Origin of the sequence: Pseudomonas sp. NFACC41-3, assembly GCF_900109505.1 — a bacterium.
GTDB lineage: Bacteria > Pseudomonadota > Gammaproteobacteria > Pseudomonadales > Pseudomonadaceae > Aquipseudomonas > Aquipseudomonas chlororaphis.
Genome location: NZ_FOAE01000003.1, coordinates 373,614 through 389,215, shown reverse-complemented (window position 1 = coordinate 389,215; position 15,602 = coordinate 373,614). Strand labels below are relative to the sequence as shown.

Below are 15,602 nucleotides of genomic sequence, written 5' to 3'. Positions count from 1 at the left end.
TTGTTTTCTCCTGGGGCGTTGGGTTTGGGGCGGCTTAGATGGCGTCGGTATCGGTTTCGCCGGTACGGATGCGAATAGCCTGTTCCAGATTGACCACGAAGATCTTGCCGTCACCGATCTTGCCGGTGTTGGCGGCCTTGGTTATCGCCTCGATGACCCGATCAAGATCCTTGTCGTCGATGGCGACGTCGATCTTCACCTTGGGCAGGAAGTCGACTACGTACTCCGCGCCGCGATACAGCTCGGTGTGCCCCTTCTGCCGGCCGAAGCCTTTGACCTCAGTAACGGTAATGCCCTGCACGCCGATCTCGGACAGCGACTCGCGCACGTCGTCCAACTTGAACGGCTTGATGATGGCAGTGACTAGCTTCATGAAACTTTCTCCCGAATTGGTGGACTTGCCCCAGGAAAACAAACCCGACTCAAGTCTAAGCGCAGTGCCTGGCTTTGTAACGCATCGTCGGCCTTCCTCGACCAGACCGACGCCAGCTAACCGCTGCTGACGAAACACTTCCCCGCTCCGCCTGCCGCACTGCATTCGTCACAGCGACTGCATCAGTGCATGGGTCATCGGGGACTAAGCAGAAACCTTGCCATCTCGCGAAAACCCACTGATTTCAGTCCCTTGGCCGCCACGACAGAAACCACTTCGCCATCATCGCCACGGATACGCACAACAACGGTGCGCCACTGCCCGGCGCGATGCGCGAAAAGCGTGCATCCCCGCCTGCCAATTGACTATAGACAGTGCGTGATACACTGCCCGCCATTGTTTTCAGGACACTTCCCATGCTCGCGCCCAAAGACCTCCTCGATGCCCTGAGCGGCCATGCCGCCCGCCTGTTCAGCGGCGATACCCCACTGCCCCGCGCCGAAATCGAAAGCCAGTTCAAGGCCCTGCTGCAAAGCGGCTTCAGCAAGCTGGACCTGGTCAGCCGGGAAGAATTCGACAGCCAGATGGTCGTCCTGGCCCGTACCCGGGCCCGCCTGGAAAGCCTGGAGGCGAAGGTCGCCGAGCTGGAAGCCAAGCTCAACCCGAGCGAGCAATAACCACCTCGACCGCGCCCTTGTGCATAGGCTCGATCGTGCAGTGCCTGCCGCCGGTCGAGCCGGCCCCGCCAGTAAAGATTTTCCGCCCTGCCCGTTCATTTCCCGCCTGCTCCGCCGATAACATGTCCAGCGTTTGCGATCCTGGCCACCCTCTGGGCGAGCCATGCCCTACGACACCGCCAAGCAACGCCAACGCTTGCCTCGACTTATTCTTTGTTGTGCACCAGGTAGCCCTATGACCGCGCCAAAACCCTTCAGCCGCTTGGCCTTCTTCGTTCATACCGCCGAGATGCTCAATCACTATCAGGCGGTCTGGAGCCTGCTCGGGGCCGACGCTTTCGATGTGGTCCTGCATGGCACCCATGAAGAGCGCGCGCAAAGCCGCGAACTCATCGGCGGCCTCGGTTACAGCTGTCACGGCAGCCTGGATGTGATCAAGGCCAATCACCGCTATGACGTGGTGGTCTCCAACCACAGCATGTACGACCACGGCTCGCAGCCGATGATCAAGGCGCTGGGCCATCGACAGGTGCGCTTCATGTACGCCCTGGGCAAGTACAAACACAACTTCTCCAGCTGGAACCGGCATTACGACCTGATCCTGTGCTTCGGCCCCTGGCAGGCCGAGCGCCTGCGCGAATGCTGCGATGCCGTGACCTTCCAGATGGGCTACCCGCGCTACGACGCTTATTTCCGCGAAACCTCGCTGCAAGGCCAGCATCCGGCGGACCTGGCCCTGGACCCGACGAAAAAGACCGTGCTGTGGCTGCCGACCTGGCTGGAGCTGTCGTCGATCAGCCGCTTCGCCGACGCCATGGCCGGGTTGTGCGATCGCTACAACGTCATCGTAAAGACCCATCCGCTGTCGCTTGAAACCGATCCCGAGGCGCTGAAACTGCTCGAGCAATACGCGTTCACTGCGGTGATTACCCGCGTCTACGACAACCTCAGCCTGTTCCGTTGCGCCGACTATGTGGTTTCGGACTACGGCGGAACCGCGTTCGGCGCCCTGTACCTGGACAAGAACCTGCTGCTGTTGAACGTACCGGACGCCGAGCAGGACGCGCTGACCGGCGAGGAATCGCCCGATGTGCTGCTGCGCAACGACATCGTCAACCTCGACCCCGAGGCGCGCTGGCAACTGGCCGACCTGCTGGGGGACGAGAGCCTCTGGCAACGGCAGGCCGCGGTCCGTCAGCGCCTGCGTCGCCATTACTTCGCCCCCAGCTATGGTTTCTCGGCGGAGCTGGCGGTGCTGGCGCTGCGCAACATCGAAAACATACTCAAGCAGGGGTGAAAGCATGGTGATCTGGCTGGTCGGCATGTCGGGCGCGGGCAAAACCACGATTGGCCGGGCCCTGTATGCCAGCCTGAAAGCGCAACGGCCGCAGACCGTGTTCGTCGACGGCGACGAGATTCGCGCGCTGTTCCGCCATGACCAGCAAGCGGACGCCTACAGCGTCGCCGGACGCCGGGTCAACGCCGAGCGGATCCAGGCCCTGTGCGGCTGGCTCGATAGCCAGGGCATCGATGTGGTCTGCTGCATCCTGTCGATGTTCCAGGACATCAGCGACGACAACCGTCAGCGTTTCTCCAGCTACCGTGAAGTGTTCGTCGATGTGCCGCTGAGCACCCTGATCAGCCGTGACAACAAGGGGCTTTACCAGTCCGCCCTGCGAGGCGAACAGAGCAACGTGGTGGGCGTGGACATCGAGTACCCGCCGCCGCAACGCCCGGACCTGGTGCTGCATAACCGTCACGAGCCCGACGACATCCCGGGCTATGTGGAACGCATTCGCCAGCTCTGTGGGTATCCACCAGCATGCTGAACTACGCCTACAGCGACGGGGACCTGCTGGAAACCCCGCAGACCTATCGCTACAGCAGTTTCCAGGGTGAAGCCTTCGTCGACGCCTGGCGCGCCTCGCGCCTGGCTGCATGCGCCCACCTGCCGGCGCCAGCCTTGCCTGCGCTGTATCCGCAAGGCCCGGCGCACGCCGGGGACAGCACGGCGCTGCTGGGCCACCTGTGCCTGGAAATGCGCGCGGGCGCGGGCGTCTCCGGCCCTCTGGCGGCCTACTGGCTGCCGCGCCTGCTGAAGAAATTCGAAGTGAGCAAACGCCTGTATGCCGGCTACGAAGCCGCGGCTCCGCACCGTCCGCTGCCCCATGGCAGCTATGGGTCCGTACAGCCTTACCTGCTGCTGGCCGAGTGCATGCTGCACGGCTGGCAGGCGAGCGGCGCGGCCTACTACCTCAGCGGCCTGCTCAAGCTGACGGATACCCTGGTGTCGCAGCAGGGCCGCCTCGCCCCGGACCAGGGCGCCTACCTGGCCTGGCTGCTGACCCAGGAACAACAGGTGCTGGCCACAGTCGCCCGGGAGGCCGGCCTATGAGCCGCGCTCGCCTGCTGATCCTCTGCGCCCGCACCGCACGCTCGGTCGCCTACCTGCAAGGCTTGGCGGCAGCCGGGATCGAACCTGAAGCGGTGATTGTCTACGGTCAGGGCGGCGGCTCGTTACAGACCACCCGCGAGCTGCAGGTACAGCCTCTCGCAGAGCTGTTCTGCCCGGACCTGAGCCAGGACCTCGACACCTGCCTGGCGGCCCTGGACTGGCCCCACGAGGTGTGCCCGGCCCAGGCTCTCGACGATCCACAACTGCTCGCGCTGATCGCCCGCCAGGCGCCGGACCTGGTCGTCTACTCCGGCTACGGCGGGCAACTGGTGCCGGCGGCCCTGCTGAGTCGCTACCCGGTGCTGCATATCCACTCCGGCTGGCTGCCGGACTATCGCGGCAGCACCACCCTGTACTACCAGATCATCGAGCAGCGTGAATGCGCCGCCAGCGCCCTGCTGCTCGACGAGCAGATCGACACCGGCCCGGTGCTGGCGCGCAAGACCTATCCCCTGCCCCCGCCGGGCATGGATGTCGACTACCTGTATGACAATGCGATCCGCGCCGACCTGCTGGTGGAAGTCCTCGGCCACTGGCGACGCGAAGGCGCCCAAGCCCTGCGGCCCCTGCCGGCCGAAGCCGAAAAGCCGCCTTACTTCATCATTCACCCGTTGCTCAAACACCTGGCCCTGCTGGCGGTGGACAAACACAAGGACGCGCCATGAACCCGGTCGCCGAAAACATCGTTCGTTTCGGGACCAAGTCCGAAACCCTGGAGCGCCTGCAGCCGCGGGTCACCCGTTCGCAGATCCTGCCGCTGTACTTTTTCACCGCCCGGCAATGGCGGGACGATCCGGCTGACGTGCTGCAGAACATTGCCCGGCTGGAGCCTGACGGCTTTTTCGTGATCGTGCGCAGCAGCGCGCAGAACGAAGACAGCGTCAACAGTTCCATGGCCGGCCTGTTTACCAGTTGCCTGAATGTCAGTATCACCGACCCTCGGGCCTTGAGCGTCGCCATCGAACAGGTGATCGCGTCTTTTGCCGAGCACCGCTGCGAGGACAACCAGATCCTGATCCAGCCGATGCTGACCTCGATCCAGATGAGCGGCGTGGTGATGACCCACGACCTGGAGCATGGCGCCCCTTATTACGTGGTGAACTACGACGACGAGAGCGGCCTGACCGATACCATCACCGGCGGCCAGGGCATCCAGAAAACCGTGCTGGTGTACCGCGACACCGAGAGCGCCCAGCTGCGCTCCCCGCGCTTGCAGGCAGTGATCGATGCCTGCCGGGAGCTGGAAACGCTCTGCGGTAACGTGCCGCTGGACATCGAGTTCGCCGTCGACCACCACCAGCAGGTCTATGTCCTGCAGGTGCGGCGCATCACCCTGTGCAACACCTGGCACCCGGTCACCGAACGGCGGGTGGCGCGCCAGCTGGAGCACATCCAGCGCTTCCTGGCCAAACGCCTGGCGCCCCAGGCCGGCCTGTATGGCGATAGCACCCTGCTGGGGGTGATGCCTGACTGGAATCCGGCGGAAATCATCGGCACCACCCCGCGCCCGTTGGCGGCCTCGCTGTATCGGCGCCTGGTGACGGATTCGACCTGGCGCGAAGCCCGCGCCCTGATGGGTTACCACCACCCGCGACACCAGGCCCTGATGGTGATGCTCGGCCATCACCCGTATATCGACGTGCGCTGCAGCTTCAACTCATTCCTGCCGGCGGGCCTGGAACCGGGGTTGTGCACTCGCCTGGTCAATGCCTGGCTGCAGCGCCTGCAGGCCCATCCGCAATGGCACGACAAGGTCGAGTTCGAAGTCGTCCAGACCTGCCTGGACTTCACCTTCGATGCCGACTTCGCCGAGCGTTATAGCGACAGCCTCAGCGCCGTCGAACAACGGGCCTATCGCACGGCCCTCGACCAACTGACGTTGCGGGCGCTGAGCGGTGAGGGAGCCGGTGCGCTGCCGCCCTTGCTCGATCGGGTGCGCACCCATGAGCGCCGGCAGCAAAGCCGGCGCCTCGACGCCCTGCCGGCCGACCTCGACAGCATCCACCGCCTGCTGCTGGACTGTCGCGAGCAAGGCACGCTGCCGTTCGCCATGCTCGCCCGGCATGCGTTCATCGCCGAGGCCCTGCTGCGTTCGGCCTGCCGCCGGGGCGCCCTGAGCAACGAGCGCCTGCTGGCCTGGAAGCAATCGATCCACACCGTCACCACCGAATTGACGCGCGAATACGCCCAGGTCTGCGCCGATGCCCGTACCCTGCCGGCGTTCGTCGCCAAGTTCGGTCATCTGCGCCCCGGCACCTACGACATCACCTCACTGCGCTACGACGAGCGCCACGACCTGTTCGCTGCCGCGACCGTCGAGCTGGGTCACGGCGAGAGCCCGCAGACGGCATTCCAGCTGCAACCCGAAGAACGCCAGGCCCTGCAACGGCTGATTGACGAGCAGGGCTGGCCGCTGTCGACCGAACACCTGCTGGACTACGCCAGCCAGGCCATCCAGGCCCGGGAATACGCCAAGCTGGTGTTCACCCGGGACCTGTCCGATGCCCTGCAATTGCTGGTGAGCTGGGGCGCCGACGTCGGCCTGGCCAGGGAAGACCTGTCCTTTCTCGATATCCACCCGCTGCTCGACAGCCTCACCGCGCCGCTGATGGATGACACCGACCGGGTCCTGCTGGAGTCGGCCAGCCAGGCCCGGCGCAGTTATGAACAGGGCATCTCGCTGAAGCTCGGGCACCTGATCAGCGCGGTCGACGATGTGTTCGTCGCGCCGCTGCATCGCAGCCTGCCCAACTTCATCACCCGGCAGAACGTCGAAGCCATCGGCATGGAACTGCGCCAGGACACCCCGGCCTCGGCGCCGCTCAAGGGCAAGATCGTCTGCATCGAGAATGCCGACCCCGGCTACGATTGGGTCTTCACCCGCGGCATCGCCGGGCTGGTCACCCAATACGGCGGGGCCAACTCGCACATGGCCATCCGCTGCGCCGAGTTCGGTATTCCGGCGGCCATCGGCTGCGGCGAACAGCTGTTCAACCGGATCCTGCGCAGCCCGCGCATCGCCCTCAATTGTCGCGACAAGACCCTGAGCCCGGTGCAGCCATGAAACGTCTCGGCATCACCCTGAGAACCTGCAACCCGCAGGCCTACGACGAACCGCGCGATGGCCTGGCCAGGGACTGGTACCGCTTTTTCGCCGAGCTCGGCTGCGGCCACCAATGGCTGCTGCTGCCCAACCTGGGCGAAGACACCGTGGCCTATGCCCGGGCCCAGGGCGTGCAAGGCGTGATCTTCAGCGGCGGCGACGATCTCGGCAGCGACCCGTTGCGCGATCAGAGCGAGCAGGCGCTGCTGGCCCACTGCGTGGCCGAGCGGCTGCCGGTGCTGGGGGTCTGCCGCGGGTTGCAACTGATCCACAGCTTTTTCGGCGGCCGGCTGGCCGATGCCGATCGCGACGTGCACGTCGCGCAACGCCACCTCATCACCTTGCTGGCCGCCGACGAGCTGCCCTGGCTACAAGGCCAGGCGGCTTCGCGCTCGGTCAATTCCTTCCACGGCAAACAGTTGCTCGACCCGTTGCCCGCCGCCCTGCGCCCCTGGGCCCTGGACGCTGCCGGGACCTGCGAGGCCCTGGTGCATACCCACCTCAAGGTGGCCGGCATCATGTGGCATCCCGAGCGCGAAGCAGCGCTGGACGAAGCCGATCGACGGCTGTGCCAATGGCTCTTTGAGTGACCTGACATGAAAGCCGTAATTCTCGCCGCCGGCCGCGGCTCCCGCCTGAAACACCTGACCGCAGCGCAACCCAAGCCCCTGGCCCGCCTGGCTGGCAAGCCGCTGCTCGAATGGCAGTTGCACGCCCTGGAAAACGCTGGGGTCGACGAGGTGCATCTGGTCAGCGGTTATTGCAGCGAAGCCCTTGAAGGCTACGGCCAGAGCCGGCTGTACAACCCGCATTGGGCCAGCAGCAACATGGTGCGCAGCCTGCTACGCGCCGACGCCCTGCTGTCCAGCGAACCGACCCTGGTGTGCTACGGCGACATCGTCTATCGCCCGGACATCGTTCGTGACCTGATGGCCTCCCAGGCGCCCCTGAGCATCACCTACGACCTCGACTGGTGGGATCTGTGGTCGACGCGCTTCGACGACCCCCTCAGCGATGCCGAAAGCTTCCGCCAACAGGCCGGCCAACTGCTGGGTATCGGTGAAAGGGTCGCCAGCCACGAGGAAATCGAAGGCCAGTACATGGGCCTGCTGAAATTCACCCCCGCGGGCTGGAGCCAGGTCCAGGCGCTGCTGGCCGACATGAGCGAGCAGCAGATCGACAAACTGGACATGACCAGCCTGTTGCGCGCCCTGCTCCAGGCCGGCACCGCCATCGCCACCGTGGCCATTCGCGGCGGTTGGGTGGAAGTCGACAATCAGTCGGACATCGCCCTGTACGAACAGCGCATCGCCCAACCGGGCTGGTCCCACGACTGGCGCGGCTGAGCCACTCGCCGCAACATCCTGAGCCGATTTTCCGGCGCGGCGATGCTCCGGCCGGGGCTAGGCTTGCACAACCGCAGGACGCGGTTTCCCAGCCTCAAGGAACGAGTCATGTCTCTGGCCATTGTCCACAGCCGTGCCCAGACCGGCGTGCAAGCGCCGGCCGTGTCGGTCGAAGTCCATCTGGCCAACGGCCTGCCGGCCCTGACCCTGGTGGGCCTGCCCGAAGCGGCGGTCAAGGAAAGCAAGGACCGGGTGCGCAGCGCCATTCTCAATGCCGGCTTCGATTTTCCAGCCCGGCGCATCACCCTCAACCTCGCCCCGGCCGACCTGCCCAAGGACGGCGGGCGCTTCGATCTGGCCATTGCCCTGGGCATTCTCGCCGCCAGCGTGCAGGTGCCGACCCTGGCCCTGGAGGAAGTCGAATGCCTGGGCGAGCTGGCGCTTTCCGGCGCGGTTCGTCCGGTACGCGGTGTGCTGCCGGCAGCCCTGGCCGCGCGCCAGGCCGGACGCACGCTGATGGTGCCGCGCGCGAATGCCGAGGAAGCCTGCCTGGCGTCGGGACTGAAGGTGATTGCCGTCGAGCACTTGCTGGAAGCCGTTGCGCATTTCAACGGCCATACACCGATCGAACCCTATGTTTCGGACGGCCTGCTCTACCAGAACCGACCCTACCCCGACCTGAATGAAGTACAGGGCCAGCTGGCCGCCAAACGCGCGCTGCTGGTGGCCGCAGCCGGTGCGCACAACCTGCTGTTCAGTGGTCCGCCGGGCACCGGCAAGACCTTGCTGGCCAGCCGCCTGCCCGGCCTGTTGCCGCCGCTGGAGGAGCAGGAAGCCCTGGAAGTGGCCGCCATCCAGTCGGTCACCAGCCATACTCCGCTGAGCCATTGGCCGCAGCGACCGTTTCGCCAGCCGCACCACTCTGCGTCAGGGCCAGCCCTGGTGGGTGGAGGCTCGAAACCACAACCCGGGGAAATCACCCTGGCCCACCACGGTGTGCTGTTTCTCGATGAGTTGCCGGAATTCGATCGCAAGGTATTGGAGGTGCTGCGCGAGCCGCTGGAGTCTGGGCAGATCGTCATCGCCCGGGCTCGCGACCGGGTGCATTTTCCGGCGCGTTTCCAGCTGGTGGCGGCGATGAATCCTTGCCCCTGTGGATATCTTGGCGAGCCCAGTGGCCGCTGCCGCTGCACGCCGGAGCAGATCCAGCGTTATCGCAACAAACTCTCCGGGCCGCTGCTCGACCGCATCGACCTGCACCTGACCGTGGCTCGGGAAAGCACCGCCCTCAACCCCAAGCCCCAGGCTGGGGATAACACCGCGCAAGCCGCGGCCCTGGTGGCCCGCGCCAGGGAGCGGCAACAACGGCGCCAGGGTTGCGCCAATGCTTTTCTCGACCTGCCGGGCCTGCGCCGGCATTGCCAGTTATCCACAGCCGACGAGCGCTGGCTGGAAATCGCCTGCGAACGCCTGACCCTGTCCCTGCGCGCCGCCCACCGCCTGCTCAAGGTCGCCCGTACCCTGGCGGACCTCGAGCAGGCCGAGCAGATCAGCCGCGAGCACCTGGCCGAAGCGCTGCAATACCGGCCGGCCGCGAGTTGAGGAGAATCACTCCTTGCTCAGGTCCACCAGTGGCGTCGGCCGTACTTCGGTCTGCCGACCGTTCTGGATCTGGCTGATCTCGGCCAGGGACTTATCCACAGCCGCCTTGTCGGCCAGCAGGCTGTAGTGGATCTGGAATTGCTTGCTCTGCCCGGCCTCGATGGTCGGCACCAGGCCCAGCGGACGCTGGTAGCGACGGTTGTAGGAGAAACTGGTGCCCGGTTCCAGGCCGGTCACGTAGCCCTGGCCCTGGGTATCGGTGTTTTTCCACAGGGAGAACACCGGCAACTGCCGGGTATTGAAGCCCACCGCCACACCGAGGCTGCCGGCCTTGTTGTGCAGCACCGTCAGGGTGTCGCCCTGGGCATCGGCGTACGGCACCACGTTGTAGACAGTCTCGTCGTAATCCCGGGTCGGGCCGCGGTAGGTCTGCCAATCGGCAAGGTCGGCCTTGGCCTTGTCATTGAACGGCGACACCTGCTTCACCGCAGCGGCGAACTTCGCCCCCTCTTCGAGGAACGGCGTGCTGAAGTTGCTGTGATACAGCGCCTGGTATTCCTTCGGATAGTCGCCGTTGTTGGTCAGGGTGTCGTTGAGAGCGAAACTGACGCTGCCCGGCTCGGTCACCAGCTCGGTGGCCACCGAGAAATCGACCTTCTTGAACGCCTGCTCCTTGAGCTCGCCGCGCAGACTGATGGCGTATGGCGGCTTCTCGTCGATATGCAGGGTGACCTTGTTCGCCGGAATGTTCGCCGCGCGACCATGCAGGGTCAGCAGCTCACCGTTATCCATCCCCGGGTGCCCGACCCACTCATAGCCGCAGCGGGTCACCAGTTCGTTGAAACCTTCCAGCCAGCCCAGGCCGCCGCGACCGTTAAGCTCGATGAACGCCGGGTTGACCACTTCCTTGACCGGCGAATCCCAGCCCATGCGCACCTTGCCGACGGAGGCCTGCAGCACGTTCATGCCACGGGTCGGCACCACCGAGAGCTTCATCGCACCGTTGTCGATGTCGACAATGCTTACCCCTTCCTGCCGCCCGCCGTGCAGGGTGCGCAGGGTCACGGAAAAGGGTTGTTCGGTCTTTACTCCCAGCTGTTGGCTGGTGATATGGAAATCCTGGGCGGCCTTGTCGGTATCGAGCAGGACATAGTCCCAGGCCATGGCATGGGAAGCAGCAGTGAACGCGGAAAGAGCGACCAGCAGTCGGAGCGGAGTCATGGGCGTATGCCTTTATTGGAGTTGTGGGATTTTTATAGCGCTGATGAAACGTTTCAGCAACCTAATTTCCGCAACAGCCCGGCACACTCGAACGCCCCTCCAGGGCTCAGCGAATCTTCAATAACAGCTCAACCACTTCCATCACCTCGTCCATCGCCGCTGCGGCGGCCTCGGCCGAGGGTCGCAGCAACAGGCCGTCGGCATGGCCCATGATCTGGGCGAAGATCTGCCGGGCTGCGCGTGCGGGTGATGCGCATTGGAAAACCTGGGCCTGCACGCCGGCTTCGATGATGCTGGCGAGCAGGGCCTGCCACTGCTCATCCACCCTCTGGTAGGCCTCGGCCAGCGCGGTGTCGTGCATGGCTTCATCCCAGGCATCGAGCCACAGCGCCCAGCTGTCTTCGGCAGACACCGGCAGGCAATCGCGCAGGAATCCATGCAGGGCCTCCAGCGGCGGCAAGCCAACCAGGGGCGCGCCTACGGCGTCCAGTTGCTCGTTGGCGAAGCGCACGAAGGCTTCACGACGCAATTCATTCCAATCGCTGAAATAGTGATAGATATGGCTGCGGGACAAGCCGGCGTGGTCCGCCAGGTCGCGGGTGGAAACGGCGGCGAAGCCCTTGCTGAGAAACAGCTCCAGGGCGGCGGCGATGATCTGGTCTTTGCGGTCGGTACGGGACATGCGGGCATTACCTCAGGGCGCCGGCGGATGGATGGCGCTTGCATTTTGAGCGGTCGCTCAAATACCATTGAGCGATCGCTCAATAATAGCGTTTATCTTCCATCCGGTGCACTCATGCCAGCCGTTACCCCGCAAGTCCTGATCGATGAAAGCAAAAAAATCGGTCAGCAATCCGCCAGCCAGACCCTGAAAGCCATCGCCCGCGCCTACCCCGGCAAGCTGTTCTGCACCTTGTCGCTGGTGGCGCTGGAGAACGCGTTGCTGTTGGCCTACCCGCTGTTTGCCGGGTTCGCCGTGGACTCGATCATTCGCAGCGACGCCGGCAGCGCCCTGGTCTACGCCCTGGTGGTGCTGGCGTTCTGGGTGGTCGGGGCCGCGCGGCGGGCGGTGGATACCCGCACCTTCACGCGGATCTACGCCGACCTGGCGGTGCCGGTGATTCTCAACCAGCGCCTGCAGAACCAGAGCACCTCCACCGCCGCAGCAAGGGTGGTGCTGGCCCGGGAGTTCGTCGATTTCTTCGAGAAGCACGTACCGACCATCGCCACCGCGCTGGTCTCGATTGTCGGTGCGGCGGTGATGCTGCTGGTGATCGAACCTTGGGTCGGCTTGGCCTGCCTGGTGGCCTTGCTGCTGTGCGTCACCCTGCTGCCGCGCTTCGCCCGACGCAATCAGGAGCTGCATGAGCGCCTCAACGACCGGCTGGAAAAGGAAATCGACCTGGTGGCCAAGGTCGGCGCCACCTCCCTGCAACGGCACTACCGGCTACTGTCGCGGCTGCGGATCTGGTTATCGGACCGCGAGGCCGCGGCCTATCTGCTGCTTGGCTCGGCGGCCGCGCTGCTGTTCGTGATCGCCATCAGCCAGCTAGCGCTGACCGAGGGGGTCAAGGCCGGGCATGTGTACGCGGTGATGACCTACCTGTGGACCTTTGTCAGCAGCCTGGATGAAGCGCCGACCATGGTCGACCAACTGGCGCGCCTGCGGGATATCGGCAAGCGGGTGGACCCGGGGCTCGCCGAACCGGCCGAGCCCCGCTGAAACCTCAGAACGGCCGGATGCGATAGCCGTTGCCATCCTTGGCCTCGGCGAATTTGTAATACGCCGACAGATTGACCTTCTCGGCGATGTGCTGGGTGAATGACACGCCGTCATCGCCCCACACCCGACCGATGTGGCTGTAGGCAAAGGCTTGCGCGGCCCACTGCTTGTCGCCCTTGCCCATGTTGTTCATGGCCACGTAGCCGGACGACGTCCTCGACATGCCGCTGACCTCGCCACTGACATCGTTCTGGCCGTTGGTGACCGGGGAAATGAACACCTTGGCGCTGGTGGTGCGGGCCTCGGCGTATTGCGAGAGCTTCTGGTTCTCCGAGTGGTTGAGCACCAGCAGCACCTTGCCCTGCAGTTGGCTGGCGGTCGGCCAGGACTTGCCCTTGAGCGAGCCCTGCAAGGCACTGCTGCTGACACCCAGGTGCTGGGCCAGGTCGCCCGGGGTGTAGAGCTTGCCCTGGAAAATCCGGCTGACCAGGTCATCGAAGTCTTTAGGCGTACGCCCGGAGCTTTCCTTCGACCAGCCCTGCTTCTTGTCGAGGATCAGGGTAATCGGGAAGTGCCCGGGATGGCTGTCGCTCCAGAGCTTGATGTCATTGAGGCAGGCCTCAAGATCGTTGGTGCCGTTGCCGTCGCCGGTGCAATTGTTGTCATTGCCGGACTGGAACAGGCTGCCGGGGTTGTGCCGCACGAACCAGTGGCGGGGCGAACCTCCGGTGACCGCATCGCGTTGGTCCCAGAAGTCCAGCTCCAGGGTGCGCACGCTGTCGAGCACGCTGGTGAAGGTGCCGGCGTACTGTTTTTCGTAGCAGTTATGGCACGCCACCTGGGCGATAGCGTTGAAGGCGGTGTACCAGGAAGCCGGGGAAATGAATCCCACAGCCTCCTGGCTGGACGCCATCTGGCTGGCCAGCACCAGGGGCAGCACGGCGGTACGGAGGGCAAAGCGAGTGAGACGGGACATGTCAGCTCCTGCCGGGAAGGCATCCTGTAGGGAAATCGCCCCTATGGTTTAGCCCAGCCCCGCGCATTTGCAATCTGCCTCCCCAGTCGCGGTCAACGGCCACGCAACCGCTATCAACGGAAGCGATCGACCTCCTGGCGCAAGTCCGCCGCCAGCTTCTCCAACTCCTTGGCGGTGATCGCCAGGTTCGACACCACTTCGCGCTGTTCGCTGTTGGCCAGGGCAATGCTTTGCAGGTTGCTGCTGAGCAGGGTCGCCGTGCTGCTCTGCTCCTGGGTCGCGGTGGTGATCGCGGCGAACTGCTGGCCGGCCGAGCGGCTCTGCTCGTCGATGCGCGCCAGGGCCGAGGCGACATTGGCGTTGCGCGACAGGCCTTCCTGCATCAACACATTGCCCTGCTCCATGGTGGCGATGGCGTTGCCGGTTTCCTGCTGGATGCTGTTGATCATCCCCGAGATTTCATCGGTGGCTTCGCGGGTGCGCGAGGCCAGGTTGCGTACCTCGTCGGCGACCACGGCAAAGCCGCGGCCTTGCTCGCCGGCACGCGCGGCCTCGATGGCGGCGTTTAGCGCCAGCAGGTTGGTCTGGTCGGCAATCGCGGTGATCACCCCGACGATGCCGCCGATTTCCTCGGAGCGCTGGCCCAGGGTATTGATCACCGTGGCCGTGCTGTTCAAGGCGCCGGCGATCTGCTCCAGCGACGCCGAGGCTTCCTCCATCGAGGTGCGGCCGATCCGGGTCTGCCGGGCATTTTCCTGGGCCAGGCGCTCGGTGTTGCCCATGTTGTCGGCAATGTTCAGCGAGGTGGCGCTGAACTCCTCCACCGCCCCGGCCATGCTGCTGATCTCGCCCGACTGCTGTTCCATGCCCTCGTACGCCCCGCCCGACAACCCGGACAACGCCTGGGCCCGGCCATTGACCTCCGCGGCGGCCTTGCGGATGTGCTCGACCATGGTCGACAGGGCCTGGCCCATCTGGTTGAAGCTGCCTGCCAACTGGCCGATCTCATCCTGGCTGGAGACATTCAGGCGCGCACTCAGGTCGCCTTTACCCAAGGCATCGGCCTGGCGCACCAGGTCGCCCAGCGGCGTAAGCTTGCTGCGCAGCAGCCAGACCGTGGCGCCCACCGCCAGCAGCATTGCCAACAGGCTGCCAATGACCAGCCGCAGACCGACGCTCCAGGTCACCGCACGAATCTCGGCCTTCGGCATGCTCGCCACCACCGACCAGGGCCCGCCTTCGAAGGGCACGGCGACACTGTAGAAGTCCTCGTTCTTGTCGCTCCAGAAGTGGCCCTTGCCCGGCTGCCTGGCCAGTTCAGCGATGGTCGCCCCCGCCGGCTCCAGGGCCTGCACGCCGGCCGGCGGCACCAGCCACTTTTGCTGTTCGTCGAGCAACGCCAGGGAACCGGTCTGGCCGATGCGGAAGCGCTTGAGGTTGTCGAACTGGGCGTTCTGCGCATCGGTGTAGTCGAAGCCGACGAACAGCACCGCAATCACCTGGCCGGCGCTGTCCCGCACCGGCGTGTATTGGGTCATGTACAGGCGCTCGAAGAGCAGCGCGCGGCCGACATAGCTCTGCCCCGCCATGAGTTTCTGGTAGGCCGGGTGCGCGTGGTCCAGCAGGGTGCCGATGGCGCGGCTGCCGTCCTGCTTGCTCAGCGAGGTGCTGACGCGGATGAAGTCGTCGCCGCTGCGCACGAACACCGTCGCCACGCCGGCGGTCATCTGCTTGAACTCGTCGACCTCCTCGAAATTGTTGTTCAGCACCACGTCGCCCAGGTGCAGGCCCGGGGTCTGGGTACCGGCCACGGTCACCGGCTGGTCCGGGTGCAGGCTCAGGCCGCCGCTGAAACGCTTTTCGAACAGCCCGCTCAGGCGCTGGGTGCTTTCGCGCAGGGTGCCGTGGAAAGTATTGAGCTGGTCGGCCAGTAGCCGTGCCTCACTGGCCAGGTGTTCTTCCCGGGTGGCGAGGTTGGCGGCGTCCAGCGAGCGCAGGGCGAAGACAGTACTGCCGCTGATCACGATCGCCAGTACCACGGCGAGTGCGAGACCAAGCTGCGAGGCGATCCGGGCACGAGGTTGAGGCATGACAGCTCCTGGCCGAGAGACCGGATCGTCCTGATC

15 protein-coding genes are annotated in these 15,602 nt (G+C 65.0%); 10 read left to right on the top strand and 5 right to left on the bottom strand.

The window, feature by feature from the left end; translation table 11 throughout:
- Positions 1–34 precede the first annotated feature (34 nt).
- A complete protein-coding gene (gene glnK / locus BMY68_RS16025; protein ID WP_002555808.1) occupies positions 35–373 on the bottom strand; it encodes a P-II family nitrogen regulator in 339 nt (112 codons plus the stop codon).
- Positions 374–789: 416 nt separating this feature from the next.
- Between glnK and BMY68_RS16020 the strand changes: the two genes are divergently transcribed.
- The 9 genes from BMY68_RS16020 (at position 790) to BMY68_RS15980 (ending at position 9,556) form a co-directional block, all read left to right on the top strand.
- Positions 790–1,050 carry an accessory factor UbiK family protein gene (locus tag BMY68_RS16020; protein ID WP_007926648.1) on the top strand — a complete coding sequence of 87 codons (261 nt, stop codon included), beginning with the start codon at positions 790–792 and terminating at the stop codon, positions 1,048–1,050.
- 235 nt (positions 1,051–1,285) lie between these two features.
- Positions 1,286–2,347, top strand: coding sequence for a CDP-glycerol glycerophosphotransferase family protein (locus tag BMY68_RS16015; RefSeq protein WP_085532868.1), 1,062 nt, complete (start codon positions 1,286–1,288; stop codon positions 2,345–2,347).
- A 4-nt stretch (positions 2,348–2,351) separates the two neighbouring features.
- Entirely contained in the window at positions 2,352–2,879 is a 528-nt protein-coding gene (locus BMY68_RS16010; protein WP_085532866.1) for an adenylyl-sulfate kinase, read from the top strand.
- Positions 2,873–3,445 carry a hypothetical protein gene (locus tag BMY68_RS16005; protein WP_062824257.1) on the top strand — a complete coding sequence of 191 codons (573 nt, stop codon included), beginning with the start codon at positions 2,873–2,875 and terminating at the stop codon, positions 3,443–3,445. Before BMY68_RS16010 ends, BMY68_RS16005 begins: the two co-directional genes overlap by 7 nt.
- Complete coding sequence (locus BMY68_RS16000; protein ID WP_009046161.1) at positions 3,442–4,170, top strand: formyltransferase family protein; 729 nt, start codon at positions 3,442–3,444, stop codon at positions 4,168–4,170. The genes BMY68_RS16005 and BMY68_RS16000 overlap by 4 nt, the downstream gene beginning before the upstream one ends.
- Positions 4,167–6,569, top strand: a complete 2,403-nt coding sequence (locus BMY68_RS15995) for a PEP/pyruvate-binding domain-containing protein (protein WP_085532864.1) — start codon at positions 4,167–4,169, stop codon at positions 6,567–6,569. The genes BMY68_RS16000 and BMY68_RS15995 overlap by 4 nt, the downstream gene beginning before the upstream one ends.
- Complete coding sequence (locus BMY68_RS15990; protein WP_085532862.1) at positions 6,566–7,198, top strand: gamma-glutamyl-gamma-aminobutyrate hydrolase family protein; 633 nt, start codon at positions 6,566–6,568, stop codon at positions 7,196–7,198. Before BMY68_RS15995 ends, BMY68_RS15990 begins: the two co-directional genes overlap by 4 nt.
- 6 nt (positions 7,199–7,204) lie before the next feature.
- Complete coding sequence (locus tag BMY68_RS15985; RefSeq protein ID WP_085532860.1) at positions 7,205–7,954, top strand: phosphocholine cytidylyltransferase family protein; 750 nt, start codon at positions 7,205–7,207, stop codon at positions 7,952–7,954.
- A gap of 108 nt (positions 7,955–8,062) precedes the next feature.
- Positions 8,063–9,556, top strand: coding sequence for a YifB family Mg chelatase-like AAA ATPase (locus BMY68_RS15980; protein ID WP_062824252.1), 1,494 nt, complete (start codon positions 8,063–8,065; stop codon positions 9,554–9,556).
- A 6-nt stretch (positions 9,557–9,562) separates the two neighbouring features.
- Here the strand turns inward: BMY68_RS15980 and BMY68_RS15975 are convergent, their stop codons facing one another.
- Entirely contained in the window at positions 9,563–10,777 is a 1,215-nt protein-coding gene (locus tag BMY68_RS15975) for an aldose 1-epimerase family protein (protein ID WP_009046165.1), read from the bottom strand.
- Positions 10,778–10,883: 106 nt separating this feature from the next.
- A complete protein-coding gene (locus BMY68_RS15970; RefSeq protein WP_085532858.1) occupies positions 10,884–11,459 on the bottom strand; it encodes a TetR/AcrR family transcriptional regulator in 576 nt (191 codons plus the stop codon).
- A 114-nt stretch (positions 11,460–11,573) separates the two neighbouring features.
- Here BMY68_RS15970 and BMY68_RS15965 point away from each other — a divergent pair, with 114 nt between their 5' ends.
- Entirely contained in the window at positions 11,574–12,500 is a 927-nt protein-coding gene (locus BMY68_RS15965) for an ABC transporter six-transmembrane domain-containing protein (RefSeq protein ID WP_175534847.1), read from the top strand.
- Between the two features lie 4 nt (positions 12,501–12,504).
- On the opposite strand, the gene BMY68_RS15960 is transcribed toward BMY68_RS15965, so the two are convergent.
- Together BMY68_RS15960 and BMY68_RS15955 are read right to left on the bottom strand one after the other, a co-directional pair.
- The gene (locus tag BMY68_RS15960) at positions 12,505–13,476 is read right to left on the bottom strand and encodes a Ca2+-dependent phosphoinositide-specific phospholipase C (protein WP_085532854.1); all 972 of its coding nucleotides are present in this window, start codon (positions 13,474–13,476) and stop codon (positions 12,505–12,507) included.
- 113 nt (positions 13,477–13,589) lie between these two features.
- On the bottom strand, positions 13,590–15,566 hold the full coding sequence (locus BMY68_RS15955) for a methyl-accepting chemotaxis protein (protein WP_085532852.1): 1,977 nt from the start codon (positions 15,564–15,566) through the stop codon (positions 13,590–13,592).
- Positions 15,567–15,602: the final 36 nt, after the last annotated feature.

What these genes read in the sequence shown, in the direction of transcription:
- BMY68_RS15960 (WP_085532854.1), bottom strand. Translation starts at nt 13,476, where the DNA reads ATGTCCCGTCTCACTCGCTTTGCCCTCCGTACCGCCGTGCTGCCCCTG.
- BMY68_RS16000 (WP_009046161.1), top strand. Translation starts at nt 3,442, where the DNA reads ATGAGCCGCGCTCGCCTGCTGATCCTCTGCGCCCGCACCGCACGCTCG.
- BMY68_RS16020 (WP_007926648.1), top strand. Translation starts at nt 790, where the DNA reads ATGCTCGCGCCCAAAGACCTCCTCGATGCCCTGAGCGGCCATGCCGCC.
- glnK (WP_002555808.1), bottom strand. Translation starts at nt 373, where the DNA reads ATGAAGCTAGTCACTGCCATCATCAAGCCGTTCAAGTTGGACGACGTG.
- BMY68_RS15975 (WP_009046165.1), bottom strand. Translation starts at nt 10,777, where the DNA reads ATGACTCCGCTCCGACTGCTGGTCGCTCTTTCCGCGTTCACTGCTGCT.
- BMY68_RS16015 (WP_085532868.1), top strand. Translation starts at nt 1,286, where the DNA reads ATGACCGCGCCAAAACCCTTCAGCCGCTTGGCCTTCTTCGTTCATACC.
- BMY68_RS15990 (WP_085532862.1), top strand. Translation starts at nt 6,566, where the DNA reads ATGAAACGTCTCGGCATCACCCTGAGAACCTGCAACCCGCAGGCCTAC.
- BMY68_RS15995 (WP_085532864.1), top strand. Translation starts at nt 4,167, where the DNA reads ATGAACCCGGTCGCCGAAAACATCGTTCGTTTCGGGACCAAGTCCGAA.
- BMY68_RS15985 (WP_085532860.1), top strand. Translation starts at nt 7,205, where the DNA reads ATGAAAGCCGTAATTCTCGCCGCCGGCCGCGGCTCCCGCCTGAAACAC.
- BMY68_RS16010 (WP_085532866.1), top strand. Translation starts at nt 2,352, where the DNA reads ATGGTGATCTGGCTGGTCGGCATGTCGGGCGCGGGCAAAACCACGATT.
- BMY68_RS16005 (WP_062824257.1), top strand. Translation starts at nt 2,873, where the DNA reads ATGCTGAACTACGCCTACAGCGACGGGGACCTGCTGGAAACCCCGCAG.
- BMY68_RS15970 (WP_085532858.1), bottom strand. Translation starts at nt 11,459, where the DNA reads ATGTCCCGTACCGACCGCAAAGACCAGATCATCGCCGCCGCCCTGGAG.
- BMY68_RS15965 (WP_175534847.1), top strand. Translation starts at nt 11,574, where the DNA reads ATGCCAGCCGTTACCCCGCAAGTCCTGATCGATGAAAGCAAAAAAATC.
- BMY68_RS15980 (WP_062824252.1), top strand. Translation starts at nt 8,063, where the DNA reads ATGTCTCTGGCCATTGTCCACAGCCGTGCCCAGACCGGCGTGCAAGCG.
- BMY68_RS15955 (WP_085532852.1), bottom strand. Translation starts at nt 15,566, where the DNA reads ATGCCTCAACCTCGTGCCCGGATCGCCTCGCAGCTTGGTCTCGCACTC.